Here is a 25962-nt window from a genome sequence, read left to right as displayed (position 1 = left end):
TCGTCCGGCCGCACTGATCATCGTTCCGCGACGGGTCGTTGCGCCACCCCACCCGCGCACCGGACGGGTTCTCAGGCCGAGGGGGCACCGCCGACGAGGTAGTCCACTCTGCGTCGCAGCGGACCCCAGCGTCGCATGTGGGCCTCCGCACGCGTCGCCGCGCGCCGCTGCGCCCGCGGGCGGCGCGCGTACGCGTGTTTCGCCCACGGCGACGTCGGCTTCGCCAGCCGCAGGGCGCCGAAGAGCGCCACCGGTGGAATCAGCACGCCCACCAGCGCCATCCAGGCCTTGCCCTTGAGCAGGGCGGCCAGGACGAACGCGAAGTTGAGGAGGGCGCTCAGCGCGGCGCCCAGCCTGCTCTGCTGCTCGTCGTCGCTCACCCCGTTGACGCCCAGCGGGGAGAAGCCGCCCAGCAGCAGCAGCGTGAGGGCGAAGGTGATCAGTACGACCTCGACGCTCTGCGTGCCGGCCCTGGTCCAGTACACGTCGTCCAGGTGCAGCACCAGTGCGAACTCGTCGAGCACCAGTCCGGCGCCCATGCCGAAGAGGACGGCGGCCACCCCCGCGCCCCAGCCGTGGCGCCCGCCGGCGAACGCGGTGAACCCGCCGACGGTCATCAGCAGGATGCCCGGCACCACGTGGTGGATGTGCATGCCGCCGGGGGTGACGTTGCGGAACGGCCCGCGGCCGGCCCGGATCATCCGCGTCACCAGTCGTGTGATCGCGAAGGTCAGGACGAAGGTCACCAGGGCCAGCAGCAGCGGCAGCTTCCCGGGCTCCACGATGTTCCGGTACCACCAGTCGCCCATAGCGCGGCACCTCCCATGTGTCCGGTCGCCTGCCGCCGGCCCCGGGCTCGCGCCCGGTGTCGGTCCACCGCCGCACTCCTTGCGGTGGTACGGGTGCCATTGTCCGCTCGACGGAGAACTCCGGCCCGGCGTGTCCGGAGGTTCGCAGGGCCCGCGGGCTCGATTCGCATGGGGGATGCCTGGTATGGCACACTGTTCCGGTTGCTCGGTTGAGTGCCGATGCTGTGCGCCTCCCGCCGGGAGGACCGGAAGCGAGTCCCAGGTACTCGTCACCCCTCATCAGGGGTGGAAGTACGGGAATCTTCCGGGAAGTGCAGGAGGGGCTCCGACCAGGCATCCCGGTGGGTATCTTCCCCCGACTCCCTCCCTCTTCGAGGACATCTCCCCCGGAGACGTACGAGGAGGACCACGACACGCCCGACCGCGTGGGTCGGAGGCGCCGCGGTGGAGGGGAGCGGGGAGCAGGCGCTCCCCGGGGTACCAGAGCGAGACGAGAAGAAGGACTACGAAGTAGCCATGGCGGGACAGAAGATCCGCATCCGGCTCAAGGCCTACGACCACGAGGTCATCGACAACTCGGCGAAGAAGATCGTCGAGACGGTGACCCGCACAGGTGCGTCGGTCGCGGGCCCGGTGCCGCTGCCCACAGAGAAGAACGTGTACTGCGTCATCAAGTCGCCGCACAAGTACAAGGACGCGCGCGAGCACTTCGAGATGCGCACCCACAAGCGCCTGATCGACATCCTCGACCCGACGCCCAAGACCGTTGACTCGCTGATGCGCCTGGACCTCCCGGCCGGCGTCGACATCGAGATCAAGCTCTGAGAGGCCCGGTAGAGATGACCAAGCAGATCAAGGGCGTCCTGGGCGAGAAGCTCGGCATGACCCAGGTCTGGGACGAGAACAACCGTGTCGTCCCGGTGACCGTCGTCAAGGCCGGCCCCTGCATCGTGACCCAGGTGCGCACGAACGACAAGGACGGCTACGACGCCGTTCAGATCGCCTTCGGCGAGATCGACCCGCGCAAGGTGAACAAGCCCCTCAAGGGCCACTTCGCCAAGGCCGACGTGACCCCGCGCCGCCACCTGGTGGAGCTCCGTACCAACGACGCGTCCGAGTACGCGCTCGGCCAGGAAGTCACCGCCGAGGCCTTCGACTCCGGCATCAAGGTCGACGTGACCGGCACGAGCAAGGGCAAGGGCTTCGCCGGTGGCATGAAGCGTCACAACTTCAAGGGCGGCAAGGCATCGCACGGTGCCCACCGCATCCACCGCAAGCCGGGTGCCATCGGCGGCTGCGCGACCCCCGGCCGTGTCTTCAAGGGCACGCGCATGGCGGGCCGCATGGGCAACGAGCGGGTCACCACCCAGAACCTGACCGTCCACGCCGTTGACGCGGAGAAGGGCCTGCTGCTCATCAAGGGCGCGGTTCCCGGTCCGAACGGCGGCCTCGTCCTGGTCCGTACTGCGGCCAAGGGGGCCTGAGGTAAATGAGCACCGTTGACATTCTTTCGCCGGCAGGCGACAAGACCGGCACCGTCGAGCTCCCCGCCGAGCTCTTCGACGCGCAGGTCAGCGTTCCGCTGATCCACCAGGTCGTCGTCGCGCAGCTGGCCGCGGCCCGCCAGGGCACGCACAAGACCAAGACCCGTGGTGAGGTCCGCGGCGGTGGCAAGAAGCCGTACCGCCAGAAGGGCACCGGCCGCGCCCGTCAGGGTTCGACCCGTGCGCCGCAGTTCGCCGGCGGTGGCGTCGTGCACGGCCCCGTGCCGCGCGACTACTCGCAGCGGACCCCGAAGAAGATGAAGGCCGCCGCGCTCCGCGGTGCCCTCTCCGACCGGGCGCGCCACGGCCGCGTCCACGTCGTCACCGGCGTGGTCGAGGGCGAGGCCTCCACCAAGGCTGCGAAGAAGCTCCTCGGCAAGGTCAGCGACCGCAAGAACGTGCTGCTGGTCGCCGAGCGCTCCGACGAGTCCGCGTGGCTGTCCGCCCGCAACCTGCCCCAGGTGCACCTCCTGGAGCCGGGCCAGCTGAACACGTACGACGTGCTCGTCTCCGACGACGTGGTCTTCACGAAGGCCGCCTTCGAGTCCTTCGTGGCCGGCCCGCAGAAGGCCGCCGGGGCTGAGCTCGAAGGGAGCGAAGCCTGATGAGCGAGGCGACCGCGACGCAGACCACCGTGACCAGCAAGAACTTCACGGACCCCCGTGACGTCCTGCTGAAGCCCGTGGTCTCCGAGAAGAGCTACGCGCTGCTCGACGAGAACAAGTACACGTTCATCGTCGACCCGCGCGCGAACAAGACCCAGATCAAGCAGGCCGTCGAGGCGGTCTTCTCGGTCAAGGTCACCGGAGTCAACACGATCAACCGGCAGGGCAAGCGCAAGCGCACCCGCACCGGTTTCGGCAAGCGTGCTGACACCAAGCGCGCGATCGTGACCCTCGCTGAGGGCGACCGTATCGACATCTTCGGCGGTCCGGTCTCCTGACGGAGATCGGTTCGCCTGGAAGTCCGGAATCTTCCGAGGACTGAGAAATGGGTATCCGCAAGCACAAGCCGACGACCCCGGGCCGTCGTGGCTCGTCCGTCGCCGACTTCGTCGAGATCACGCGGTCCACGCCGGAGAAGTCGCTGGTCCGCCCGCTGCACAGCAAGGGCGGCCGTAACAACGCCGGTCGTGTGACCGCCCGTCACCAGGGCGGTGGCCACAAGCGCGCCTACCGCGTGATCGACTTCCGTCGTCACGACAAGGACGGCGTGCCGGCCAAGGTCGCGCACATCGAGTACGACCCCAACCGCACCGCGCGCATCGCGCTGCTCCACTACGCGGACGGCGAGAAGCGCTACATCCTCGCACCGGCCGGCCTGAACCAGGGCGACCGGATCGAGAACGGTCCGGGCGCGGACATCAAGCCGGGCAACAACCTGGCGCTGCGCAACATCCCGGTCGGTACGGTCATCCACGCCATCGAGCTGCGCCCCGGCGGCGGCGCCAAGTTCGCCCGGTCCGCCGGTGCGTCCGTGCAGCTGCTGGCGAAGGAGGGCCGCATGGCCCACCTGCGCATGCCGTCCGGCGAGATCCGCCTGGTCGACGTCCGCTGCCGCGCCACCGTCGGCGAGGTCGGCAACGCCGAGCAGTCGAACATCAACTGGGGCAAGGCCGGCCGTATGCGCTGGAAGGGCGTCCGCCCGACCGTCCGCGGTGTGGTCATGAACCCGATCGACCACCCGCACGGTGGTGGTGAGGGTCGTACCTCCGGTGGTCGCCACCCGGTGTCGCCGTGGGGCCAGAAGGAGGGGCGTACGCGCTCGCCGAAGAAGGCCAGCAACAAGTACATCGTCCGCCGCCGCAAGACGAACAAGAAGCGCTAGGAGGCGGGGTTTTCGATGCCGCGCAGTCTCAAGAAGGGGCCTTTCGTCGACGACCACCTGAGCAAGAAGGTGGACACCCAGAACGACGCAGGCACCAAGAACGTCATCAAGACCTGGTCCCGCCGCTCGATGATCGTCCCGGCGATGCTGGGCCACACGATCGCGGTGCACGACGGCCGCAAGCACGTCCCGGTGTTCGTCACCGAGTCGATGGTCGGCCACAAGCTCGGCGAGTTCGCCCCGACACGCAGCTTCCGCGGCCACGTCAAGGACGACCGCAAGTCGCGGCGTCGCTGACAGGGGTGATCGACCATGACTGACACCGAAGGGACAACCATGGAAGCCAGGGCCTCCGCGCGCTATGTGCGCGTCACGCCCATGAAGGCCCGCCGGGTGGTGGACCTTGTCCGTGGCATGGACGCCACGGAGGCTCAGGCGGTCCTGCGTTTCGCCCCGCAGGCCGCCAGCGTGCCCGTGGGCAAGGTGCTGGACAGCGCCATTGCCAATGCCGCGCACAACTACGACCACACGGACGTCGACAGCCTCTACATCTCCGAGGCCTACGTCGACGAGGGCCCGACCCTGAAGCGGTTCCGGCCGCGCGCCCAGGGGCGTGCCTACCGGATCCGCAAGCGGACCAGCCACATCACCGTGGTCGTCAGCAGCAAGGAAGGGACCCGGTAATGGGCCAGAAGGTAAACCCGCACGGGTTCCGGCTCGGCGTCACGACCGACTTCAAGTCGCGGTGGTACGCCGACAAGCTCTACAAGGACTACATCAAGGAAGACGTCGCGATCCGCAAGATGCTCACGCAGGGCATGGAGCGGGCCGGCATCTCCAAGGTCGAGATCGAGCGCACCCGTGACCGCGTGCGCGTCGACGTCCACACCGCCCGCCCGGGCATCGTCATCGGTCGCCGCGGCGCCGAGGCGGACCGCCTGCGCGGCAACCTGGAGAAGCTCACCGGCAAGCAGATCCAGTTCAACATCCTCGAGGTGAAGAACCCGGAGACGGACGCTCAGCTGGTGGCCCAGGCCGTCGCCGAGCAGCTGTCCTCCCGCGTCTCCTTCCGTCGCGCGATGCGCAAGAGCATGCAGACCGCGATGAAGGCCGGCGCCAAGGGCATCAAGATCCAGTGCGGCGGTCGTCTCGGCGGCGCCGAGATGTCCCGCTCGGAGTTCTACCGCGAGGGCCGTGTGCCCCTGCACACCCTGCGCGCCAACGTCGACTACGGCTTCTTCGAGGCCCGGACGACCTTCGGCCGCATCGGTGTGAAGGTGTGGATCTACAAGGGCGACGTCAAGAACATCGCCGAGGTGCGCGCCGAGAACGCGGCCGCCCGCGCGGGCAACCGCCCGTCGCGTGGCAGCGACCGTCCCCGCCGGGGCGGCGGCGAGCGTCGCGGCCGCAAGCCGCAGCAGTCGCAGCAGCAGGCCGACGCGGGCAGCTCCGCGAAGTCGGCCGAGGCCGTTGCGCCCGCCGCTGCGGCGGCCGAGCCCACGGCTTCCGGAAAGGAGAGCTGACCCATGCTGATCCCGCGCAGGGTCAAGCACCGCAAGCAGCACCACCCGAAGCGCAAGGGCATGGCCAAGGGCGGTACCGAGGTCGCTTTCGGCGAGTGGGGCATCCAGGCCGTCGGCCAGGCCTATGTGACGAACCGGCAGATCGAGGCAGCTCGTATCTCCATGACGCGTCACATCAAGCGTGGCGGCAAGGTGTGGATCAACATCTACCCGGACCGCCCGCTGACCAAGAAGCCCGCCGAGACCCGCATGGGTTCCGGCAAGGGCTCGCCGGAGTGGTGGGTCGCGAACGTGAAGCCCGGTCGGGTCATGTTCGAGCTGTCCTACCCGAACGAGCGGATTGCCAAGGAGGCGCTGACACGCGCCGCCCACAAGCTTCCGATGAAGTGCCGGATCGTGCGGCGCGAGGCAGGTGAGTCGTGATGGCGGCCGGTACCAAGGCGTCCGAGCTGCGTGAGCTGGGCAACGAGGAGCTTCTCGGCAAGCTCCGCGAGGCCAAGGACGAGCTGTTCAAGCTCCGCTTCCAGGCGGCGACGGGACAGCTCGAGAACCACGGCCGGCTGAAGGCCGTCCGCAAGGACATCGCGCGGATCTACACCCTGATGCGTGAGCGCGAGCTGGGCATCGAGACGGTGGAGAGTGCCTGATGAGCGAGACCAACGTGACTGACAACAGCAAGCAGCGCGGCTTCCGCAAGACCCGGCAGGGCCTTGTCGTGAGCGACAAGATGGACAAGACCGTCGTCGTCGCCGTTGAGGACCGCGTCAAGCACGCGCTGTACGGCAAGATCATCCGCCGTACCGAAAGGCTCAAGGCGCACGACGAGCAGAACGCTGCCGGTGTCGGTGACCGCGTCCTCCTGATGGAGACCCGGCCGCTGTCCGCCACCAAGCGCTGGCGCATCGTCGAGATCCTCGAGAAGGCCAAGTAATTCCCCGGGGCAGCAGCCCCGAGGACAGTTCCGCCAGGCTCGGCAGGGCGTGCATGTGCCATGGACGCCCTGCCGGGAACCGGCAGACGATCAGGAGATAGACGTGATCCAGCAGGAGTCTCGGCTTCGCGTCGCCGACAACACGGGTGCGAAGGAGATCCTCACCATCCGTGTGCTCGGTGGTTCGGGCCGTCGCTACGCGGGCATCGGTGACGTCGTCGTCGCTACCGTCAAGGACGCGATCCCGGGCGCGAATGTGAAGAAGGGCGACATCGTCAAGGCGGTCATCGTGCGCACCGTGAAGGAGCGCCGCCGCCCCGACGGTTCGTACATCCGTTTCGACGAGAACGCCGCCGTCATCCTCAAGGGCGATGGCGACCCCCGCGGCACCCGAATCTTCGGCCCCGTGGGCCGCGAGCTGCGCGAGAAGAAGTTCATGAGGATCATCTCGCTCGCGCCGGAGGTGCTGTGAGCATGAAGATCAAGAAGGGCGACCTGGTTCAGGTCATCACCGGCAAGGACAAGGGCAAGCAGGGCAAGGTCATCGTGGCCTACCCGCGCGAGGACCGCGTCCTGGTCGAGGGTGTCAACCGGGTCAAGAAGCACACCAGGGCCGGCCAGACCGCTCGTGGCTCGAAGACCGGCGGCATCGTGACGACCGAGGCGCCGATCCACGTCAGCAATGTGCAGCTCGTCGTGGAGTCCGGCGGCAAGAAGGTCGTCACCCGCGTCGGGTACCGCTTCGACGACGAGGGCAACAAGATCCGCGTTGCCAAGCGGACCGGTGAGGACATCTGATGACTGCCACCACCACCAACGCGCCGCGTCTGAAGACGCGCTACCGCGAAGAGATCGCGGGCAAGATGCGTGACGAGTTCGGCTACGACAACGTCATGCAGATCCCGGGTCTGACCAAGATCGTGGTCAACATGGGCGTGGGCGACGCCGCCCGCGACTCCAAGCTGATCGAGGGGGCCGTCAAGGACCTCGCGACGATCACCGGTCAGAAGCCGGCGGTGACCAAGGCTCGGAAGTCCATCGCGCAGTTCAAGCTGCGTGAGGGTCAGCCGATCGGTGCCCACTCCACGCTGCGCGGCGACCGGATGTGGGAGTTCCTGGACCGCCTGCTGTCGCTCGCGCTGCCGCGCATCCGCGACTTCCGCGGACTGTCGCCCAAGCAGTTCGACGGCCGGGGCAACTACACCTTCGGTCTCACGGAGCAGGTCATGTTCCACGAGATCGACCAGGACAAGATCGACCGGGTCCGGGGCATGGACATCACCGTGGTCACCACGGCGAACACCGACGAGGAGGGGCGCGCTCTGCTTCGTCACCTCGGCTTCCCGTTCAAGGAGAACTGACATGGCGAAGAAGGCCCTGATCTCCAAGGCCAGCCGCAAGCCGAAGTTCGCGGTGCGTGCCTACACGCGTTGCCAGCGCTGCGGCCGTCCGCACTCCGTCTACCGCAAGTTCGGCCTCTGCCGTGTGTGCCTCCGCCAGATGGCGCACCGCGGTGAGCTGCCGGGCGTGACCAAGAGTTCCTGGTAATCCTCGACCCGTTCGAGGACCAGCCAGGGCTCTCGGTAAGGAACCTGGACGTCGGGAGCCCGACCCGCATCCCTTAGGGTGGAGGGTCGGGCGCCCGGTGCCCGGATACGACTTACTACGCCGTAGGTCCCCGCTCCACACCTGTCCCGCCGCGCCGCGCGTGTGCGGGGAGAAGGACGGAGCAGACAGGAAACCCCGGCGAGAGAGGCCGAAGGCCAGCACATGACCATGACCGATCCGATCGCAGACATGCTGACGCGTCTGCGGAACGCGAACTCGGCGTACCACGACACCGTCGAGATGCCGCACAGCAAGATCAAGTCGCACATCGCGGAGATCCTCCAGCAGGAGGGCTACATCACCGGCTGGAAGACCGAGGACGCCCAGGTGGGCAAGAACCTGGTCCTCGAGCTGAAGTTCGGCCCGAACCGCGAGCGCTCGATCGCCGGCATCAAGCGGATTTCGAAGCCGGGTCTTCGGGTCTACGCAAAGTCCACCAACCTGCCGAAGGTGCTCGGCGGCCTGGGCGTGGCGATCATCTCCACGTCCCACGGTCTCCTGACCGGTCAGCAGGCTCAGAAGAAGGGTGTGGGCGGGGAAGTCCTCGCCTACGTCTGGTAACGGAAGGGAACGGAGGTAAAGCCATGTCGCGAATCGGCAAGCTCCCCATCCAGGTTCCCGCCGGTGTGGACGTCACCCTCGATGGCCGGACCGTCGACGTGAAGGGCCCCAAGGGGTCCCTCTCCACGACGATCTCGGCGCCCATCGAGATCGCCAAGGGCGAGGACGGCGCTCTCGTCGTCACCCGCCCGAACGACGAGAGCCGGAACAAGGCCCTGCACGGCCTGTCCCGCACGCTGGTGGCGAACATGATCACTGGCGTGACCGATGGGTTCACGAAGGCTCTCGAAATCAGCGGTGTCGGCTACCGCGTCCAGGCGAAGGGCTCCGACCTGGAGTTCTCCCTGGGCTACAGCCACCCGATCCTGATCGAGGCCCCCGAGGGCATCTCCTTCAAGGTCGAGTCCCCGACGAAGTTCTCCGTCGAGGGCATCGACAAGCAGCGGGTCGGCGAGGTCGCCGCGAACATCCGCAAGCTGCGCCGCCCCGACCCGTACAAGGGCAAGGGCGTGAAGTACGCGGGCGAGGTCATCCGCCGCAAGGTCGGAAAGGCTGGTAAGTAAGCCATGGCATACGGCGTGAAGATCGCTAAGGGCGACGCCTACAAGCGCGCCGCCGCCAAGCGCCGGCACATCCGCATCCGGAAGAAGATCTCGGGCACGCCCGAGCGTCCTCGTCTGGTGGTGACGCGCTCCAACCGTCACATGGTGGCGCAGATCGTCGACGACATCGCGGGCCACACGCTCGCCTCCGCGTCGTCGCTCGACACCTCGATCCGTGGTGGCGAGGGCGACAAGAGCTCCCAGGCCCAGCAGGTCGGCGCGTTGGTCGCCGAGCGTGCGAAGGCCGCGGGTGTCGAGGCCGTCGTGTTCGACCGCGGTGGAAACAAGTACGCAGGGCGGATTGCCGCTCTGGCTGACGCCGCCCGCGAAGCCGGTCTGAAGTTCTGAGCCGGTTCCGCACAGGCGGACGTAAACGAGAGAGGTAATTCCAATGGCTGGACCCCAGCGTCGCGGTGGCGGCGCCGGTGGCGACCGCCGGGACCGCAAGGGCCGGGACGGCGGCGCCGCCGCCGAGAAGACCGCGTACGTCGAGCGCGTCGTCGCGATCAACCGAGTCGCCAAGGTTGTGAAGGGTGGTCGTCGCTTCAGCTTCACCGCGCTGGTCGTGGTGGGCGACGGTGACGGCACCGTGGGTGTCGGATACGGCAAGGCCAAGGAGGTGCCGTCTGCCATCGCCAAGGGCGTCGAGGAGGCGAAGAAGCACTTCTTCAAGGTCCCCCGGATCCAGGGCACCATCCCGCACCCGATCCAGGGTGAGGAGGCCGCGGGTGTCGTGCTGCTCAAGCCGGCGTCGCCCGGTACCGGTGTGATCGCCGGTGGCCCGGTGCGTGCCGTGCTGGAGTGCGCGGGCATCCACGACGTGCTGAGCAAGTCGCTCGGCTCTGCCAACCCGATCAACATCGTGCACGCCACGGTGGCCGCTCTGCGGGGCCTGCAGCGCCCCGAGGAGATCGCCGCCCGCCGTGGTCTGCCGCTCGAGGACGTTGCTCCCGCGGCTCTGCTGCGGGCGCGTGCCGGGGTGAGCGCGTAATGACTCGCCTCAAGATCACGCAGACGCGTTCCGTCATCGGGACCAAGCAGAACCACCGGGACACGCTCCGGACGCTCGGTCTGAAGCGTGTGAACGACGTCTCCGTCAAGGAGGCCCGTCCCGAGGTCGTCGGCATGGTGCACTCCGTGCGTCACCTCGTGACGGTCGAGGAGGTCGACTGAGATGGCTGAGCCACAGGGCGACAACCCGCTGAAGGTCCACAACCTGCGGCCCGCTCCGGGCGCCAAGACCGCCAAGACCCGCGTGGGTCGTGGTGAGGCGTCCAAGGGCAAGACCGCCGGTCGTGGCACCAAGGGCACCAAGGCCCGTTACCAGGTTCCCGAGGGCTTCGAGGGCGGGCAGATGCCGCTGCACATGCGGCTGCCCAAGCTTCGGGGCTTCAAGAACCCCGCGCACAAGGACTTCCAGGTCGTCAACCTCGAGAAGCTCGCTGTCCTCTACCCCGAGGGCGGCGAGGTGACCGTGGCCGGCCTGGTCGAGAAGGGCGCGGTGCGCAAGAACGAGCTCGTGAAGGTGCTCGGCTCCGGCGACATCTCCGTGGCGCTGCAGGTGACCGTCGACAAGGTCTCCGGCTCCGCCAAGGAGAAGATCACCGCCGCGGGCGGAACCGTCACCGAGCTTGTCTGAGTTCGTCTGACCGACCGGCCGGGGATGTCCCGTGGGCATCCCCGGCCAGTCGTGTCCCCGGGGCCGGCCCATCCGTGATCCATCCGTCACGACGGGTCGTTCCCCGCGCCCGTCGCCGCCGGTAAGGTGGCGTGCACTGTTGATATCCGTAGATCCTCGAGACCGTCACCTCTCGTGCGTCCACAGCGCGGGGGGTCGCAGGAGGCACCGTGCTCACCGCGTTCGCCCGGGCGTTCCAGACGCCTGACCTGCGCAAGAAGCTGCTGTTCACGCTAGGCATCGTGGTGCTCTTCCGGGTCGGTGCCCACATCCCGGTCCCGGGCGTCAGCTTTGAGAATGTCAGCCAGTGCATGGACATGGCCCAGGCCAACAGCGGGCTGTTCGGGCTGGTCAACATGTTCAGCGGCGGCGCGCTGCTGCAGCTCACCATCTTCGCGCTCGGCATCATGCCGTACATCACCGCGAGCATCATCCTCCAGCTGCTGGTCGTGGTGATCCCGCGACTGGAGCAGTTGAAGAAGGAGGGGCAGACCGGTCAGGCCAAGATCACGCAGTACACGCGTTACCTGACCGTGGCGCTGGCCGTCCTCCAGGCCACCGGCCTGGTGGCCACCGCGCGCAGCGGTGCGCTGTTCCCGCAGTGCCCGGTGCGCGACCAGATCGTTCCCAACGACGGCATCTTCACCACCATCGTGATGGTGATCGCCATGACCGCGGGCACCTGCCTCATCATGTGGCTCGGCGAACTGGTCACCGACCGCGGCATCGGCAACGGCATGTCCATTTTGATGTTCGTCTCCATCGCCGCCGGTTTCCCCGGCGCGCTGTGGGCCATCAAGCAGCAGGGCAAGCTCGCGAACGGCTGGATCGAGTTCGGCGTCGTGATTCTCGCCGGCCTCGCGATGGTCGTGCTCGTCGTGTTCGTGGAACAGGCGCAGCGCCGTATTCCGGTGCAGTACGCGAAGCGCATGATCGGCCGCCGTTCCTACGGGGGGACTTCCACCTACATCCCGCTGAAGGTCAACCAGGCGGGTGTGATTCCCGTGATCTTCGCCTCGTCGCTGCTCTACATCCCGGCCCTGGTGGTCCAGTTCACCAACTCGCAGGCCGGTTGGGCGGACTGGGTCCAGAGCAACATGGTCAAGGGTGACAGCCCGGTCTACATCACGACGTACTTCCTGCTCATCGTCTTCTTCGCCTTCTTCTACGTGGCCATCACGTTCAACCCCGAAGAAGTTGCTGACAATATGAAGAAGTATGGTGGCTTCATCCCGGGCATCCGGGCGGGACGTCCCACGGCCGAGTACCTGAGCTACGTGCTGAACCGCATCACGTGGCCCGGCTCGCTCTACCTGGGACTCATCGCCCTGGTGCCCACCGTCGCGCTGGTGGCTTTCAACGCGAACCAGAACTTCCCGTTCGGTGGGACGAGCATTCTCATCATCGTGGGTGTCGGACTCGAGACTGTGAAGCAGATCGAGAGCCAGCTGCAGCAGCGCCATTACGAAGGGTTCCTCCGCTGATGCGAATCGTCCTCGTCGGACCGCCGGGCGCGGGCAAGGGCACGCAGGCCGCGTACCTTGCCGAGAACCTGTCGATCCCGCACATCTCCACGGGTGACCTCTTCCGCGCCAACATCTCCCAGGGGACCCCGCTCGGGCGGCAGGCCAAGGAGTTCATGGACGCCGGCCGACTGGTGCCGGACGAGGTCACCATCGGGATGGCCGAGGACCGGATGCTCGCCGAGGACGCCCGCGGCGGGTTCCTGCTGGACGGTTTCCCCCGGAACATCGGCCAGGCGGAGGCCCTGGACCGCTTCCTCGACGGCCATGCGCTGCGGCTCGACGCCGTGCTGGACCTCGAGGTTCCGGAGGAGGAGGTCGTCAAGCGGATCGCGGGTCGGCGCATCTGCCGAAGCGACTCCAGCCACGTCTTCCACGCCGAGTACGCGCCGCCGGAGAACGAGGGCGTGTGCGACAAGTGCGGCGGCGAGCTGTACCAGCGCGAGGACGACAGCGAGGCGACGGTCCGGAAGCGGCTGGCCGTGTACCACAGCGAGACCGAGCCGATCATCGACTACTACAAGTCGCAGGGCCTGGTGACCACCATCTCGGGCATCGGCGCGGCCGGTGAGGTCACCGGCCGCGCGATGACGGCGCTGGGCCGGGACTGACGCCCGGGCGGCGCCCGCTCCGTGCGTCGCTCCGGCCGCCCTCCCGCACTCCCGTGGCGCCGGTCTCCGGCGCGTCCGTCCCCGCAGGACCACCCGCGTCCGGGGGCCGGTGCGTCCGGACCACCGCGCCGCGGGGGCGGGACTGTGGGCACAATCGACACGTACGACGCACGCAACCCGCTCAGGAAGGCGGCCGCCGCCATGATCGAGCTCAAGACTCCCGAGCAGATCGCGAAGATGCGCGAGGCCGGCCTGGTCGTCGCCGCCATGCACGCCGCGTGCCGCGAGGCCGCGGTGCCGGGGGCCACCACCAAGGACCTCGACGAGGTGGCGGCGAAGGTCCTGGCCGACCACGACGCCAAGCCGAACTTCCTGGGCTACGGCGGCTTCCCCGGCAACATCTGCACCTCGGTGAACGAGGTGGTCGTGCACGGCATCCCCGACCGGGACACCGTCCTCAGGGACGGCGACCTGCTGTCCGTCGACGCCGGTGCCATCGTCGACGGCTGGCACGGCGACGCGGCGATCACCGTGTTCGTGGGGGACGGGCACCCGGCCGAGCTGCACGAGCTGAGCCGGGTCACGGAGGAGTCGTTGTGGGCCGGGATTGCCGCGATGCGGAAGGGCAAGCGCCTCGCGGACATCTCCCGGGCCGTCGAGGGGTACGTGCGGCGGCAGCCGCGCCCGGCCTCCGGCAAGTACGGGATCATCGAGGACTACGGCGGCCACGGCATCGGCTCCGAGATGCACATGGACCCGCACCTGCTGAACTATGTGGACCGTCGGCGTCTCCTCGGCCGGAACAACCCGAAGCTCGTGCCGGGCATGTGTCTGGCGATCGAGCCGATGATCAGCCTGGGTACGCCGCGGACCCATGTGCTGTCGGACGACTGGACCGTCCTCACCGACGACGGTTCCTGGTCCAGCCACTGGGAGCACTCGGTCGCGCTGACCGAGCAGGGGCCCCTGGTGCTCACGGCGCCGGACGGCGGCAGGGCCAAACTGGCCGAGCTCGGCGTCACGGCCGCTCCCGATCCGCTCGGTTGAGCCCTCGCACGCTTAACGATCTTGCAGGGCGGGGAGACTTCCCCGATTCGTCATTCCGGGCGGCGTGCCGTAGACTGGCTCGTCGGTCCGGGTGTATCGGTATGCCCCGGTCCACCCCAGGTAGCCGATCCCGGAAGGTGAAGCGCTCAAGCATGGCCAAAAAACAAGGGGCCATCGAGATCGAGGGCACGGTCGTCGAGTCTCTCCCGAACGCGATGTTCAAGGTGGAGCTGCAGAACGGCCACCAGGTCCTTGCGCACATCAGCGGCAAGATGCGGATGCACTACATCCGTATCCTTCCCGACGACCGGGTCGTGGTGGAGCTGTCTCCCTACGATCTGACGCGCGGGCGGATCGTCTACCGCTACAAGTAGATCTCTCGCAGGCGTCCCGGTACGGATCCGTCCGACGGGGCGTCCGCCTGACCCGGAGAACCTCACTTTCATGAAGGTCAAGCCGAGCGTCAAGAAGATCTGCGACAAGTGCAAGGTGATCCGCCGTCACGGCCGGGTCATGGTCATCTGCGACAACCTGCGCCACAAGCAGCGCCAGGGCTGAAGCACGGCCGTTTCCTTCGCACCTCGCTCGCACTCTTCGCGCGACGCAGCGAAAAGTACATACGCAGTCACCCGACCCCCCGCCGTGACACGTCACTGCCGGTGGGGACGACACCCTCGGTCGGAGGCCGAGGACCCGGCTCGTAACTCGTTCGGAGTCTTACGGGAACGGTGCTGCGCCAGACCTCCGCAAGAAATCAGGAGCCACATCCATGGCACGCCTCGCAGGCGTCGACCTCCCGCGCGACAAGCGCGTCGAGGTCGCTCTCACCTACGTCTTCGGCATCGGTCGTACGCGGTCCCAGGAGGCCCTCGCCGCGACCGGCGTCGACCCGGACACCCGGGTCCGTGACCTGGCCGAGGAAGACCTCATCAAGATCCGCGAGTACGTGGACGGCAACCTCCAGGTCGAGGGCGACCTCCGCCGTGAGATCCAGGCCGACATCCGCCGCAAGGTCGAGATCGGCTGCTACGAGGGTCTGCGCCACCGCCGCGGCCTTCCGGTCCACGGCCAGCGCACCAAGACCAACGCCCGGACCCGCAAGGGCCCGCGTCGCGCGATCGCCGGCAAGAAGAAGCCGGGCAAGAAGTAGTCCACTGCGGACACGCTGACCAGCGGTCCCGCAGTCGGACCGACCACCTCCACGGGAGTAGAACTCTATGCCTCCGAAGGGCCGTACGGCCGGCGCGAAGAAGGTGCGCCGCAAGGAGAAGAAGAACGTCGCTCATGGGCACGCCCACATCAAGAGCACGTTCAACAACACCATCGTTTCGATCACCGACCCCACCGGCAACGTGATCTCCTGGGCCTCGGCCGGCCACGTCGGCTTCAAGGGCTCGCGCAAGTCGACTCCGTTCGCCGCGCAGATGGCCGCGGAGAACGCCGCGCGCCGCGCGCAGGAGCACGGCATGCGCAAGGTCGACGTCTTCGTGAAGGGTCCCGGCTCCGGCCGTGAGACCGCGATCCGTTCCCTCCAGGCCACCGGCCTCGAGGTCGGCTCCATCCAGGACGTCACCCCGACCCCGCACAACGGCTGCCGCCCGCCGAAGCGCCGCCGAGTCTGAACAGCAGGAAGTAGGAGATCTGAGCAATGGCGCGTTATACCGGGGCCGACTGCAAGCGTTGCCGTCGGGAGAAGCAGAAGCTCTTCCTCAAGGGAGCTAAGTGCGAGAGCGCGAAGTGCCCGATCGAGATCCGTCCTTACCCCCCGGGTGAGCACGGGCGCGGGCGCACGAAGGACTCCGAGTACCTGCTGCAGAAGCGCGAGAAGCAGAAGGCTGCTCGCATCTACGGCGTCCTGGAGAAGCAGTTCCGCGGGTACTTCAACGAGGCCAACCGCCAGCAGGGCAAGACGGGTGAGAACCTGCTGCGCATCCTCGAGACCCGTCTCGACAACGTGGTCTACCGGGCGGGCTTCGCCAAGTCCCGCGACCACGCCCGTCAGCTGGTCCGTCACGGCCACATCCAGGTGAACGGTCGCAAGACCGACATCCCCTCGGCCCGTGTCGTCCCCAGCGACATCGTCCAGGTCCGCGAGTCCTCCCGGAACCTCACCCCGTTCCAGGTGGCTCAGGCCGAGGCCGGCGAGAAGACCGTCCCGGCGTGGCTGGAGGCCGTTCCCTCCAAGCTGCGGATCCTGGTCCACTCCCTGCCCGAGCGCCAGGTGATCGACACCCAGGTGCAGGAGCAGCTCATCGTCGAGCTCTACTCGAAGTAATTCGGGTCACGCTCGGTAACGGGAGCGGGCGGTACGGGCCCTTTCGGTCCGTACCGCCCGTACCCTGTCAGTACGGCATCAAATAGCGGTTGCCGCAGACTGGAGGCACCTTCCCATGCTGATCGCTCAGCGTCCCTCATTGACCGAAGAGGTCGTCGACGAGTTCCGCTCGCGGTTCGTGATCGAGCCGCTGGAGCCCGGCTTCGGCTACACCCTCGGCAACTCTCTCCGTCGCACGCTCCTCTCCTCGATTCCCGGTGCTGCCGTGACCAGCATCCGGATCGACGGTGTCCTGCACGAGTTCACCACCGTGCCGGGCGTCAAGGAGGACGTCACCGACCTCATCCTCAACATCAAGAGCCTGGTCGTCTCCTCGGAGCACGACGAGCCGGTCGTCATGTACCTGCGCAAGCAGGGGCCGGGCGTCGTGACCGCCGCGGACATCGCGCCGCCGGCCGGTGTCGAGGTGCACAACCCCGACCTGGTGCTCGCCACGCTGAACGGCAAGGGGAAGCTCGAGATGGAGCTGACCGTCGAGCGCGGTCGCGGCTACGTCTCCGCCGTCCAGAACAAGCAGGTGGGCCAGGAGATCGGCCGCATCCCGGTCGACTCCATCTACTCGCCCGTCATGAAGGTCACCTACAAGGTCGAGGCGACCCGTGTCGAGCAGCGCACCGACTTCGACAAGCTGATCGTCGATGTCGAGACCAAGCAGGCCATGCGCCCGCGCGATGCCATGGCGTCGGCCGGCAAGACCCTGGTCGAGCTGTTCGGTCTGGCCCGCGAGCTCAACGTCGACGCCGAGGGCATCGACATGGGCCCGTCTCCGACGGACGCGGCGCTGGCGGCGGACCTCGCGCTCCCGATCGAGGAGCTCGAGCTCACCGTGCGTTCCTACAACTGCCTCAAGCGCGAGGGCATCCACTCCGTGGGCGAGCTCGTCGCACGCTCCGAGGCGGACCTGCTCGACATCCGCAACTTCGGTGCGAAGTCGATCGACGAGGTCAAGGCGAAGCTGGCCGGCATGGGCCTGGCCCTCAAGGACAGCCCGCCCGGATTCGACCCGACCGCCGCCGCCGACGCGTTCGGTGCCGAGGACGACGGCGGCGACCAGGGCTTCGTCGAGACGGAGCAGTACTGATCCGCGCCCGAGGGCGGAGACGTACGGGGCCGGTCGTCCGCGGCCGGTCCCCGCTCCGCCGTCACGCGCAGTGACGACCTCCGGCCTTCGGGCCGGGTACGCCGCGGGCCGCACGGCCCGCGGTTCCGGGACGGCGGTACGCCGACCGTCCCGGGCCCGTGCGGACGGCCCGTCCGTACGGACCCCTGACACCGGTACCTGATACGGCCGGTGCAGTAACCAAGGAGAATCACCATGCCGAAGCCCACCAAGGGTGCTCGTCTGGGCGGCAGCGCCACGCACCAGAAGGCCATGCTGGCGAACCTCGCCACGGACCTCTTCGAGCACGGCCGGATCACCACGACCGAGGCGAAGGCCCGTCGCCTGCGCCCGGTCGCGGAGCGTCTGATCACCAAGGCGAAGAAGGGCGACCTTCACAACCGCCGTCAGGTCATGCGCACGATCCTCGACAAGGGCGTCGTCCACACGCTCTTCACCGAGATCGGTCCGCGGTACGAGAACCGCCCGGGTGGTTACACCCGCATCACCAAGATCGGCAACCGTCGCGGCGACAACGCCCCCATGGCGGTCATCGAGCTGGTGGAGGCCCTCACCGTGCAGCAGGAGGCTGTCGGCGAGGCCGAGGCGGCGACGAAGCGTTCCGTGAAGGAGGCCGACGAGAAGGCCGCCGACACTCAGGCGAAGGACGAGGCCGCCGAGGCCCCGGCCGAGGAGTCCTCCAAGGAGGACTGATCGCCGCGTGCGTCCCGACAACGGGCCCGCTCCCCGGGGAAGGGGGGCGGGCCCGTTGCTGTGGTCGCCGGCAACCGGCGTGCGGGGTGGTCAGAGGGCGTCGACGAAGTACGGCTCCACACCCATCGTTCCGTTGCCGGCGGCGCCGTTCAGCGTCCCCCGGTCGCCCTGCGCGAGGGTGTACCAGGAGTCGACGTAGTCCGGGTCGTCGGTCCACCAGTCGGTGGGGATGGCGTCCAGCAGCGCGTTGACCAGCGGGATGTACATGCCCTGGTCGGTGATGGTGAGCAGGGCGGTGGCCAGCGCCTGTGCGAGGTCGTGGTAGTTGGTGCCGCCGTCCTCCTCCATCATCACGGCGTCGGCCAGGTTGTACTTGTAGTACGACCAGTTCACCAGGACCTGGTTCGGGTAGTACGTGTGGTCCTCGTCGTCGAGGTAGGGCATCTCGACGGGGTCCACCCGGACCTTGCCGTCGTGCCCGAAGCCGGTGACCAGCGTGTAGATCTCGCTGGAGCCCTTGACCCAGGGCTCCTTGTTGTCGGAGAGCCGGACCGAGGTGATGCGGGTCGTCCAGAAACCGCCCTGCGCGGTGGGTGCGTTGTCGGCGACCCGTGCCGCGGCGCCGCCGAGACCCTGCGCGGTCAGCTCCTCGCGCAGCACGTCCATGCCTGCCGCGAGCGCCCGGGTGGCGTCGACGTCGACGATGTAGACCGGTCGTTCCGGCACGCTGCGCACGTTCAGGGTGTGCGTCCTGCCGCGGCTGTCGTACGCGGGGACGGTACGGGCGGTCTCGTCGGCGGGTGCCGCGGCGACGAGCGGTGCCCGTCCGTCGGCCAGTGCCGCCCGCATGGAGTCCGCCGCGAGCCGGAGGTTCAGCAGCGGTGGAGTGTCGGCGTCCAGGCCCTTCGCCTCGGCCAGTCTGCGCTCCGCACGGTGCAGGCGGGGCGCGAGAGTGCGGGCGGCCGCCTCGTCGTCGGCGCGGTCGGCGAGCGGTGCGAGGCGGACGGTCTCGGAGGCGAGTGCGGCCTTCTCCACCCGGTCCTGCCAGGCCGGGTCCGCCAGTGAGCGGGCGACTGCCCGGGCCGTGCGGGCCTCGATGGTGGCGACCGTGGTGGCGGGGTCGGTGGACGGGGCGGCCGCCGAAGAAGAAGGCGCCGCCGCGGACTCGGCCGCGGCGGCGCTCTGGGCGAACGGCGCCAGGAGCACGGTCGCGGCGAGGGCCACGGCCGCGCCGCGGCGTCTGAGGAAGGCGCGGGATGTGGTGGGCATGGGGAGAACTCCTCCCGGGGTGAGTGGTCGGGCGGACACGTGCGGGAGTGCGGAGCAGGCGTCTATGCGAGTAGACGCCTGCTCCAGATTGACAGATGCATGTCACTTACGAAAGAGGTGTTCCCCGCCACCGCAGCGTCCCCGCGTCCCCGCGTCCCCGCGTCCCCGCGTCCCCGCGTCCCTTCCCGTCAGTTCCGGCCGCGCCGGCGGCGCCGCGCCAGGCGCGCGAAGGACCTCGGGGTTCCGGTGGGGGCGGGGAGGTTGCCCGCCACGGCGTCGGCGAGCAGGCTGCCGACCGTCTCGGCGGCGCAGCCCCGGTTCGCGCCGATGCCCCCGGAGGGCCCGCGCTTGATCCAGCCCACCACGTACGTGCCGGGCCGGCCGGTGACGCGGCCCGCGTCGTGGGGGACCGTTCCGGTGCGTTCGTCGAAGGGCAGCCCGGGGACCGGCCGGCCCCGGTGGCCGACGGCCCGCAGCACGGTGCCGGCCGGGATGTCCCGCCCGCCCGTGCCGTCCGTGGTCCGGACCGCGGCGACGCGGCCCTCGCCGAGGAGCGCGGTGGGCGCGGAACGGAACCGCAGCACGATGCGGCGGCCTGCGGCGGGCGGCACCGTCCAGTCGATCGTCTCGCGCGCGACGCCCCGGAACATGCCGGCCCTGCCCGGGGGGTCCGACGCGTCGATGCTCCTGCCGATGCGGGCGTCGTGGTCGTCCACCACGAGGTCCACGCCGGGAAGGTGCTTCAGGGCGAGCATCTCGGGCCGGGTGCAGGCGGCGTCCTCGGGGCCGCGCCGTCCGAGCACGACGACCTCCCGCACCGCGCTGCGGCGCAGTTCCTCCAGCGCCCGGGGGGCGATGTCGGTGCCCGCCAGCGATTCCGGGTCGGAGAGGAGGATGCGGGCCATGTCCAGGGCGACGTTCCCGTTGCCGACGACGACCACGCGAGCGCTGGAGAGGTCCACCGTCTCCTGAGGGGCGTCCGGCCGGCCGTTGTACCAGCCGACGAAGGCGGTGGCGGAGAGGCTCCCCGGGAGGTCCTCGCCCGGGATGCCGATCCGCCGGTCGCCGGAGGCGCCGACGGCGTAGACGACGGCGTCGTGGTGCGCCGCGAGTTCGTCGTGGCCGACGCCGGTACCGCCGCCGATGTCCAGCCCCAGGTGCAGGCGCACCCGGGGGTGCTCGTGGAAGCGGGCGAAGCGCGCGCCGACCCTGCGGGTGGCGGGGTGGTCCGGGGCCACGCCGTAGCGCGCGAGGCCTCCCGGTTCCGGCAGGCGGTCGACGAGGGTGACCTCGGCGCCGGTGTGCAGCACCAGATCCTCCACCGCGTACATCCCCGCGGGTCCGGTCCCCACGACTGCCACCCGGAGCGGCGGGAAGTCGGCCGGCAGCACCCGTGCGAAGCTCGGCCCGCCCCAGGCGTGGAAGTTCGGGCTGCCGTCCTCCGGTTCGGGAGGGGGGTCCGCGAAGTGGTCCGCGTTGAGTGCCGCGTACGCGCGCTGCCCGCCCCTCAGGCTGTCGACGGGGAGGACGGCGTCCACCGGGCAGGCGTCCGCGCAGGCGCCGCAGTCGATGCACGCCCGCGGGTCGATGTGCAGCATCTCCGTGCTGCCGAACTCCTTCTCCTCGGGCGTGGGATGGATGCAGTTCACCGGGCACACGGCGACACAGGCCGCGTCGGTGCAACAGGTCTGGGTGATCGCGTAGGCCATGTCGTCCGCTCCGGTTCCGGTCGGCAGCACCGGGGTCCGTGTCTCGGGGTCGGGTCAGATCAGGTGGGCGCGCCGGTAGAAGACCAGGGCAGGCTTGGTGAGCAGGCCGGCCGAGGCGAGGAAGTCCATCAGCCCGGAGCAGCTGGAGCGCATCATCGCCTTGTGGTGCTCGTTCGCCCGGGCCTCGCGCAGGGCGCGCTTCCCGTCGAGTCCCGCGTTCGCGTAGACCTTCGGGTTCACCATGCTGGTGACGATGACGCAGGCGGCGACGGCGATCACGACGGCGTGGAGCTGCCGCCGTACCCGCCCGGCGCGGGCGAGGTGCCTGCGGGTCTCGTCCCGGGCGAACTTCATGTGCCGGGACTCCTCGACCACGTGGATGTTGTTGATGGTGCGGACGAACGGCGCCACCCGCGGGTCGCGCATCCAGTCGCGCTGCATGACGTCGAGGACCTCCTCGGCGACCAGGATGGCCGCGTAGGCGGCCTCGCCGAAGGCCACGGTCTTGAACGCCCGGCCGAGTTCGACCGCGAGGCGGTGCGGCCGGTAGGCGGGAGCCTCCAGTTTCCCCGCACCGCGGGCGAACATGATCGAGTGGCGGCACTCGTCGGCGATCTCGGTCAGTGCCCACTGGACGCGCGGGTCGGTGGGGTCCTTGGTGTAGATGTCGCGCAGCACCATCTGCTGCAGGATCATCTCGAACCAGATGCCCGTGCAGGCCACCGAGGCGGCCTCCTGACGTGTCAGCTCCCTGCGCTGCGCCTCGGTCATGTCGTCCCAGTAGGCGGTGCCGTAGAGGGAGCTCCACTCGGGGCTCGCGCCGTGGAAGTCCTTGTCGAGCGGGGTGTCCCAGTCGACCTCGGTCAGCGGGTCGTAGGACAGCCGGGCCGAGGAGTCGAGGAGGCGGCGCGGTACGTCGTCCCGCGCGGAGCGGTCGGTCGTCTCCGGTCGCACGCTGCTGTCGGCCATGGGGGACTCCTCAAGTCGCGTCCGGGTGTGTTCCTCGCGGGGTCGTTCAGGTGTTACCGGCGGATACACCGATTCTTGTTGACGGACTGTATAGCAAGAGGTTCCCGGTGCCCACCCCCGCGACCGAGAACCTCCCGTACCCGTGCGGTGGCCCCCGGCCGCCCGTCCACCGCGCGGTGAGAGGATCGACGGGTGAGCGACGAGGTGGAACCCGGGTACGTGCGGGCGCGGCTGGACCTGGGCTACGACGGCAAGGACTTCTCCGGCTGGGCACGGCAGAAGGCCGGACAGCGCACGGTCCAGGCGGAGATCGAGGACGCCCTCCGCGTCGTCCTGCGCCTCGACCACGCCGTGCAGCTCACCGTGGCGGGCCGCACCGACGCGGGCGTCCACGCCCGCGGGCAGGTCGCCCACGTCGACCTGCCCGACGAGGTCTGGGCCGAGCACGGCCCACACCTGCTGCGCCGCCTGGCCGGGCGGCTCCCGACGGATGTGCGCGTCCACCGGATCGCCGAGGCCCCGCCGCACTTCAACGCCCGGTTCTCCGCGATCTGGCGCCGCTACGCCTACCGCGTGTGCGACGCCCCCGGCGGCGTCGACCCGTTGCGCCGCGGCCACATCCTCTGGCACAACCGCCCGCTGGACGTCGACGTCATGAACGAGGCGGCGGCGGCCCTCCTCGGCGAGCACGACTTCGCCGCGTACTGCAAGAAGCGGGAGGGTGCCACCACCATCCGCACGCTGCAGCGGCTCCACTGGGTGCGCCACGACGACGGCGTCCTGGAGGCCGCCGTGAAGGCCGACGCGTTCTGCCACAACATGGTGCGGGCGCTGGTGGGGGCGATGCTGTTCGTGGGGGACGGCCATCGGCCTGCCGACTGGCCGGGGAAGGTGCTGGCGGCGGGCGTGCGCGACTCCGCGGTCCATGTCGTGCGGCCGCACGGCCTCACGCTCGAGGAGGTCGGCTACCCCGCCGACGCCGACCTCGCCGCGCGGAACGCGGCCTCCCGCAACAGGCGGAGCCTGCCAGGCGGTTCGGGCTGCTGCTGAAGCACGGCAGGCTCCCGCGCATACGTAGGCCGGGGACGTGACGTACGCGTTGGCCCCGAGCCCGGCCTTGTGGCCGTGGCGACGGGATCAGGGCGTGCCCTCGCCGCGTCCCCGGTGCCGCACCACGACCAGGTTCGCGACCAGGGTGGCCGTCACGGCCAGGCCCATCCCCAGCACGGCGCCTCCCACGCCGATCGCCGACGCGGCGACCCCGAGAGCCACCACCACCAGCGCACCGGCTGCCACTACCAGGACGTGTTCCACGGCCCCGACCGCGGTCAGCCGGTGCAGGAAGGTGAGCACGGCCAGCACGACGGCGACGGGCACCGCCACCGTGAGCGCCGCCGCCCTGGCGGACAGGTGCGCGTGGTGCAGGACGTGGTCCAACGCCACGGCCAGTCCCGAGCCGATGGCGGCGATGGCCCCGAACACGACGTAGTGGGCGTACCCCCAGGTGAGCGCGACACGAAGAGTGGGAAGCCGTACCTCGGCGCCGCTGAAGAAGATCCACCACAGCGAGAAGACCAGCAGCAGGGCGCCGAGCGCGACGAGCATCAGGTCCGCGGACAGTCCGCCCTCGCTCACGCCTCTCCGCACCGCGCTGAGCGTGGCCAGGACGACCTCGCCGAGCACGATGATGGTGAACAGGCCGTAGCGTTCGGCGATATGGCCCGCATGCCACGGTGTGCGCAAACCTCCGACCTCCGCCCACGCCGGAACCACCAGCTCGATCGCGGCCAGGAGTAGGAACAACGGCCAGGCCCACGCCTCCGGCGCCCAGAGCCATGCGACCCAGCCGGCCTGCGCGAGGGCGATCCCGACGGCGTAGCGCAGGGTGGCGTCCCGGCCCCGGGGGTGCTCCGCCGCCGCACGGAGCCACTGCGCGACCAGCGCGATCCGCATGACGACGTAGCCGATGACGATCACCGTGAAGTCGCGGTCCTCGAACGCGGGCTGCACACCCGCGGCCAGCACCAGCACGCCCGCCATCTGCACCAGTGTCAGCACCCGGTACGCCACGTCGTCGGTGTCGTACGCCGAGGCGAACCAGGAGAAGTTCATCCACGCCCACCAGATGGCGAAGAACACCGCGGCGTACCCCGCCAGGGAAGAGCCGGGATGCCCCTCCGCGAGCCCGTGGTGGAGTTCGGCGGCGGCCTGCGCCACCGCCACCACGAACGTCAGGTCGAACAGCAGCTCGAGCGGAGTGGCGGCCCGGTGCACCTCTTCCGGGTCGCGCCCGCGCATCACGCGGCGCAACGCACCTGCCGGAGTCCTTCCACCGTTCCCGCCGCCCATGCCCGACCTCCTTGCGGCCCATCATGGGGGACGCCGGGCCCGGGCCCTGTCACGGCGCGGCCGGACGGCGCGGCGGCAGGCCACCGGTACGCCCGGTCGGTCAGTACGGCTGGGCGCGATCGGCCAGGGCGCCGTCCAGCTCGGCCTTCTTGGCGGCGGGGAAGCTGATCCGCTCCGGGTCGCCGTCGGAGGTGTAGCGGTCGACAGTGCCGTCCCGGAGCTTGTTCAGCCAGGCGGTCGAGGCGAAATCGGCGTCCGGCCCCGTGGGGCCCTGGGAGCGGATGCGGGGGATCGCGCCGGGGTCGAAGTCCTTGTCGAACGGCGAGGGCGCGGGGTTGGCGCCCACGAGGTACACCCCGGCATGGCGGTACGCGGTGCCGCCCGAGGATCCCTCGACGGCGAGCCGGTCCCGTGCCGGCATGGAACCGTTCGGCAGCGCGAGCGAGTCGACCGGGACGTCCGGCAGGGCGTCGGTGATGGCGTCCTGGTTGAGGGCGATGGCGCGTTGCACCTCGGCGTCGGAGACCGTGCCCAGGGTGGTGTGCCGCAGGGTGTGGTTGCCGATCTCGAAGTCGTGGTCGTGCAGCCAGCCCAGCGTCCGCTCGCCGCCCGGCTCGGCGAACGGGTCGCCGTTGACGAAGAACGTGGCGACGGGACGGAAGCCCTCGTGCTCCGCCGCGACGTCGCGGAGGATGGCGACCGCGGTGCCGCTGCCGACCCGGCCCTTCCCGTCGAAAGCCAGTTGGCTGACGGTCGAGTCGTCGAAGGTGAGGACGACCGGGTGCTTCCCGGCAGGTATGTCGATGCGGCTTCCCGTGAACTCGCGTGCCGTGACCGGTACGTAGTCCTCCCGGGCGAGCCGTTCCAGTTCGGCGCGGAACGCCTTCGGGGTGCGGTCGTAGACGCTCGCCGGATCCTGCACGATCTGGTGGTACATCAGCACCGGAACAGCGCCCAGTTCGTCGGCCCCGACGGATGCCGGGTCGACGGGCTCCGGGGAGGGCGAGGGGGAGGTCGACCGCGAACTCTTCGCCCCGGCTTCTGCGTCGGCGGCGTGTGTGCCGGCCCTGCTGCCGGCGGGACCGGAGTCGGAGGGGCCGGGATCCGCGCAACCGGCGAGGGGGAGCAGCGAGGCCACGGCAAGTGCCGTGCCGTATCGGAGGGGCCGAGCCATGGTTGGCCTCCCTGGGTGCCTGGGAAGTATGGGGGAAGTGGGGGTACAGGAATCGTTGCCGAGTCAGGCCCCTCCGAATC

The 25962-nt window shown here is 69.3% G+C and carries 38 protein-coding genes; 32 read left to right on the top strand and 6 right to left on the bottom strand.

Annotation, left to right across the window (positions count from 1 at the left end; all coding sequences use genetic code 11):
- Window positions 1–71: 71 nt before the first annotated feature.
- Complete coding sequence (locus ACL06G_RS12720; RefSeq protein WP_412787634.1) at window positions 72–809, bottom strand: hypothetical protein; 738 nt, start codon at window positions 807–809, stop codon at window positions 72–74.
- A gap of 516 nt (window positions 810–1325) precedes the next feature.
- On the opposite strand from ACL06G_RS12720, the gene rpsJ reads away from it, so the two are divergent.
- The 31 genes from rpsJ to rplQ all read left to right on the top strand — a co-directional run bounded on the left by rpsJ (window position 1326) and on the right by rplQ (window position 18412).
- On the top strand, window positions 1326–1634 hold the full coding sequence (gene rpsJ, locus ACL06G_RS12715; RefSeq protein WP_016909683.1) for a 30S ribosomal protein S10: 309 nt from the start codon (window positions 1326–1328) through the stop codon (window positions 1632–1634).
- 14 nt (window positions 1635–1648) lie between these two features.
- Window positions 1649–2293, top strand: a complete 645-nt coding sequence (gene rplC / locus ACL06G_RS12710; protein ID WP_412787635.1) for a 50S ribosomal protein L3 — start codon at window positions 1649–1651, stop codon at window positions 2291–2293.
- A gap of 5 nt (window positions 2294–2298) precedes the next feature.
- Window positions 2299–2958, top strand: a complete 660-nt coding sequence (gene rplD / locus ACL06G_RS12705) for a 50S ribosomal protein L4 (RefSeq protein WP_412787636.1) — start codon at window positions 2299–2301, stop codon at window positions 2956–2958.
- Window positions 2958–3296, top strand: a complete 339-nt coding sequence (rplW, locus tag ACL06G_RS12700) for a 50S ribosomal protein L23 (protein WP_412787637.1) — start codon at window positions 2958–2960, stop codon at window positions 3294–3296. The genes rplD and rplW overlap by 1 nt, the downstream gene beginning before the upstream one ends.
- A 47-nt stretch (window positions 3297–3343) precedes the next feature.
- Entirely contained in the window at window positions 3344–4180 is an 837-nt protein-coding gene (gene rplB, locus ACL06G_RS12695) for a 50S ribosomal protein L2 (protein WP_412787638.1), read from the top strand.
- Window positions 4181–4195: 15 nt separating this feature from the next.
- The gene (rpsS, locus tag ACL06G_RS12690) at window positions 4196–4477 is read left to right on the top strand and encodes a 30S ribosomal protein S19 (protein ID WP_412787639.1); all 282 of its coding nucleotides are present in this window, start codon (window positions 4196–4198) and stop codon (window positions 4475–4477) included.
- A gap of 39 nt (window positions 4478–4516) precedes the next feature.
- Window positions 4517–4864 carry a 50S ribosomal protein L22 gene (gene rplV / locus ACL06G_RS12685; RefSeq protein ID WP_237320015.1) on the top strand — a complete coding sequence of 116 codons (348 nt, stop codon included), beginning with the start codon at window positions 4517–4519 and terminating at the stop codon, window positions 4862–4864.
- Window positions 4864–5703, top strand: coding sequence for a 30S ribosomal protein S3 (rpsC, locus tag ACL06G_RS12680; protein WP_412787640.1), 840 nt, complete (start codon window positions 4864–4866; stop codon window positions 5701–5703). The genes rplV and rpsC overlap by 1 nt, the downstream gene beginning before the upstream one ends.
- A gap of 3 nt (window positions 5704–5706) precedes the next feature.
- Window positions 5707–6126, top strand: a complete 420-nt coding sequence (gene rplP / locus ACL06G_RS12675) for a 50S ribosomal protein L16 (protein ID WP_412787641.1) — start codon at window positions 5707–5709, stop codon at window positions 6124–6126.
- A complete protein-coding gene (rpmC, locus tag ACL06G_RS12670; protein WP_412787642.1) occupies window positions 6126–6350 on the top strand; it encodes a 50S ribosomal protein L29 in 225 nt (74 codons plus the stop codon). Before rplP ends, rpmC begins: the two co-directional genes overlap by 1 nt.
- A complete protein-coding gene (gene rpsQ, locus ACL06G_RS12665; protein WP_412787643.1) occupies window positions 6350–6634 on the top strand; it encodes a 30S ribosomal protein S17 in 285 nt (94 codons plus the stop codon). The genes rpmC and rpsQ overlap by 1 nt, the downstream gene beginning before the upstream one ends.
- Before the next feature lie 103 nt (window positions 6635–6737).
- Window positions 6738–7106 carry a 50S ribosomal protein L14 gene (rplN, locus tag ACL06G_RS12660; RefSeq protein ID WP_412787644.1) on the top strand — a complete coding sequence of 123 codons (369 nt, stop codon included), beginning with the start codon at window positions 6738–6740 and terminating at the stop codon, window positions 7104–7106.
- A 2-nt stretch (window positions 7107–7108) separates the two neighbouring features.
- A complete protein-coding gene (gene rplX / locus ACL06G_RS12655; RefSeq protein ID WP_412787645.1) occupies window positions 7109–7432 on the top strand; it encodes a 50S ribosomal protein L24 in 324 nt (107 codons plus the stop codon).
- Window positions 7432–7995 carry a 50S ribosomal protein L5 gene (gene rplE, locus ACL06G_RS12650; protein ID WP_412787646.1) on the top strand — a complete coding sequence of 188 codons (564 nt, stop codon included), beginning with the start codon at window positions 7432–7434 and terminating at the stop codon, window positions 7993–7995. Before rplX ends, rplE begins: the two co-directional genes overlap by 1 nt.
- A 1-nt stretch (window position 7996) precedes the next feature.
- Window positions 7997–8182: a type Z 30S ribosomal protein S14 gene (locus ACL06G_RS12645; protein WP_028433259.1), complete on the top strand. Its 186-nt coding sequence runs from the start codon at window positions 7997–7999 to the stop codon at window positions 8180–8182.
- A 222-nt stretch (window positions 8183–8404) separates the two neighbouring features.
- Window positions 8405–8803 (top strand): 30S ribosomal protein S8, encoded by a 399-nt coding sequence (rpsH, locus tag ACL06G_RS12640; protein WP_356295629.1) that lies wholly within the window; start codon window positions 8405–8407, stop codon window positions 8801–8803.
- Window positions 8804–8826: 23 nt separating this feature from the next.
- Window positions 8827–9366, top strand: coding sequence for a 50S ribosomal protein L6 (rplF, locus tag ACL06G_RS12635; RefSeq protein WP_412787647.1), 540 nt, complete (start codon window positions 8827–8829; stop codon window positions 9364–9366).
- Between the two features lie 3 nt (window positions 9367–9369).
- On the top strand, window positions 9370–9753 hold the full coding sequence (gene rplR / locus ACL06G_RS12630) for a 50S ribosomal protein L18 (RefSeq protein WP_412787648.1): 384 nt from the start codon (window positions 9370–9372) through the stop codon (window positions 9751–9753).
- A 43-nt stretch (window positions 9754–9796) separates the two neighbouring features.
- Complete coding sequence (gene rpsE, locus ACL06G_RS12625; RefSeq protein ID WP_412787649.1) at window positions 9797–10396, top strand: 30S ribosomal protein S5; 600 nt, start codon at window positions 9797–9799, stop codon at window positions 10394–10396.
- Window positions 10396–10578 carry a 50S ribosomal protein L30 gene (rpmD, locus tag ACL06G_RS12620; RefSeq protein ID WP_412787650.1) on the top strand — a complete coding sequence of 61 codons (183 nt, stop codon included), beginning with the start codon at window positions 10396–10398 and terminating at the stop codon, window positions 10576–10578. Before rpsE ends, rpmD begins: the two co-directional genes overlap by 1 nt.
- Window position 10579: 1 nt before the next feature.
- Window positions 10580–11044, top strand: coding sequence for a 50S ribosomal protein L15 (gene rplO / locus ACL06G_RS12615; protein WP_412787651.1), 465 nt, complete (start codon window positions 10580–10582; stop codon window positions 11042–11044).
- A gap of 209 nt (window positions 11045–11253) precedes the next feature.
- Window positions 11254–12567 (top strand): preprotein translocase subunit SecY, encoded by a 1314-nt coding sequence (gene secY / locus ACL06G_RS12610; protein WP_412787652.1) that lies wholly within the window; start codon window positions 11254–11256, stop codon window positions 12565–12567.
- Window positions 12567–13217 (top strand): adenylate kinase, encoded by a 651-nt coding sequence (locus tag ACL06G_RS12605; protein ID WP_412787653.1) that lies wholly within the window; start codon window positions 12567–12569, stop codon window positions 13215–13217. Before secY ends, ACL06G_RS12605 begins: the two co-directional genes overlap by 1 nt.
- Window positions 13218–13418: 201 nt before the next feature.
- Window positions 13419–14264, top strand: a complete 846-nt coding sequence (gene map / locus ACL06G_RS12600) for a type I methionyl aminopeptidase (protein ID WP_412787674.1) — start codon at window positions 13419–13421, stop codon at window positions 14262–14264.
- Window positions 14265–14416: 152 nt separating this feature from the next.
- Entirely contained in the window at window positions 14417–14638 is a 222-nt protein-coding gene (gene infA, locus ACL06G_RS12595; protein WP_003948620.1) for a translation initiation factor IF-1, read from the top strand.
- Window positions 14639–14708: 70 nt separating this feature from the next.
- Window positions 14709–14822: a 50S ribosomal protein L36 gene (gene rpmJ / locus ACL06G_RS12590; protein ID WP_003956441.1), complete on the top strand. Its 114-nt coding sequence runs from the start codon at window positions 14709–14711 to the stop codon at window positions 14820–14822.
- A 211-nt stretch (window positions 14823–15033) separates the two neighbouring features.
- The gene (gene rpsM / locus ACL06G_RS12585; protein WP_412787654.1) at window positions 15034–15414 is read left to right on the top strand and encodes a 30S ribosomal protein S13; all 381 of its coding nucleotides are present in this window, start codon (window positions 15034–15036) and stop codon (window positions 15412–15414) included.
- Between the two features lie 67 nt (window positions 15415–15481).
- The gene (gene rpsK, locus ACL06G_RS12580) at window positions 15482–15886 is read left to right on the top strand and encodes a 30S ribosomal protein S11 (RefSeq protein WP_016473404.1); all 405 of its coding nucleotides are present in this window, start codon (window positions 15482–15484) and stop codon (window positions 15884–15886) included.
- A gap of 26 nt (window positions 15887–15912) precedes the next feature.
- Window positions 15913–16539: a 30S ribosomal protein S4 gene (rpsD, locus tag ACL06G_RS12575; RefSeq protein WP_412787655.1), complete on the top strand. Its 627-nt coding sequence runs from the start codon at window positions 15913–15915 to the stop codon at window positions 16537–16539.
- A 115-nt stretch (window positions 16540–16654) separates the two neighbouring features.
- Entirely contained in the window at window positions 16655–17680 is a 1026-nt protein-coding gene (locus ACL06G_RS12570; RefSeq protein WP_412787656.1) for a DNA-directed RNA polymerase subunit alpha, read from the top strand.
- 234 nt (window positions 17681–17914) lie between these two features.
- Entirely contained in the window at window positions 17915–18412 is a 498-nt protein-coding gene (gene rplQ / locus ACL06G_RS12565) for a 50S ribosomal protein L17 (protein WP_412787657.1), read from the top strand.
- 90 nt (window positions 18413–18502) lie between these two features.
- Here rplQ and ACL06G_RS12560 read toward each other — a convergent pair whose 3' ends face one another.
- The 3 genes from ACL06G_RS12560 to ACL06G_RS12550 form a co-directional block, all read right to left on the bottom strand.
- A complete protein-coding gene (locus tag ACL06G_RS12560; RefSeq protein WP_412835890.1) occupies window positions 18503–19681 on the bottom strand; it encodes a DUF3103 family protein in 1179 nt (392 codons plus the stop codon).
- A 188-nt stretch (window positions 19682–19869) separates the two neighbouring features.
- Entirely contained in the window at window positions 19870–21390 is a 1521-nt protein-coding gene (locus ACL06G_RS12555; protein WP_412787675.1) for an FAD-dependent oxidoreductase, read from the bottom strand.
- A gap of 54 nt (window positions 21391–21444) precedes the next feature.
- Window positions 21445–22359, bottom strand: coding sequence for an AurF N-oxygenase family protein (locus ACL06G_RS12550; RefSeq protein ID WP_412787659.1), 915 nt, complete (start codon window positions 22357–22359; stop codon window positions 21445–21447).
- A gap of 192 nt (window positions 22360–22551) precedes the next feature.
- On the opposite strand from ACL06G_RS12550, the gene truA reads away from it, so the two are divergent.
- Window positions 22552–23409 (top strand): tRNA pseudouridine(38-40) synthase TruA, encoded by an 858-nt coding sequence (gene truA / locus ACL06G_RS12545; protein WP_412787660.1) that lies wholly within the window; start codon window positions 22552–22554, stop codon window positions 23407–23409.
- Between the two features lie 87 nt (window positions 23410–23496).
- On the opposite strand, the gene ACL06G_RS12540 is transcribed toward truA, so the two are convergent.
- Together ACL06G_RS12540 and ACL06G_RS12535 are read right to left on the bottom strand one after the other, a co-directional pair.
- Window positions 23497–24708 (bottom strand): low temperature requirement protein A, encoded by a 1212-nt coding sequence (locus ACL06G_RS12540; RefSeq protein WP_412787661.1) that lies wholly within the window; start codon window positions 24706–24708, stop codon window positions 23497–23499.
- Window positions 24709–24808: 100 nt separating this feature from the next.
- Window positions 24809–25882, bottom strand: a complete 1074-nt coding sequence (locus ACL06G_RS12535; protein ID WP_412787662.1) for a polysaccharide deacetylase family protein — start codon at window positions 25880–25882, stop codon at window positions 24809–24811.
- Between the last annotated feature and the right edge of the window lie 80 nt (window positions 25883–25962).

Source organism: Streptomyces callyspongiae (assembly GCF_047200695.1).
Classification (GTDB): domain Bacteria; phylum Actinomycetota; class Actinomycetes; order Streptomycetales; family Streptomycetaceae; genus Streptomyces.
This window is presented reverse-complemented; position numbering and strand designations above follow the sequence as displayed.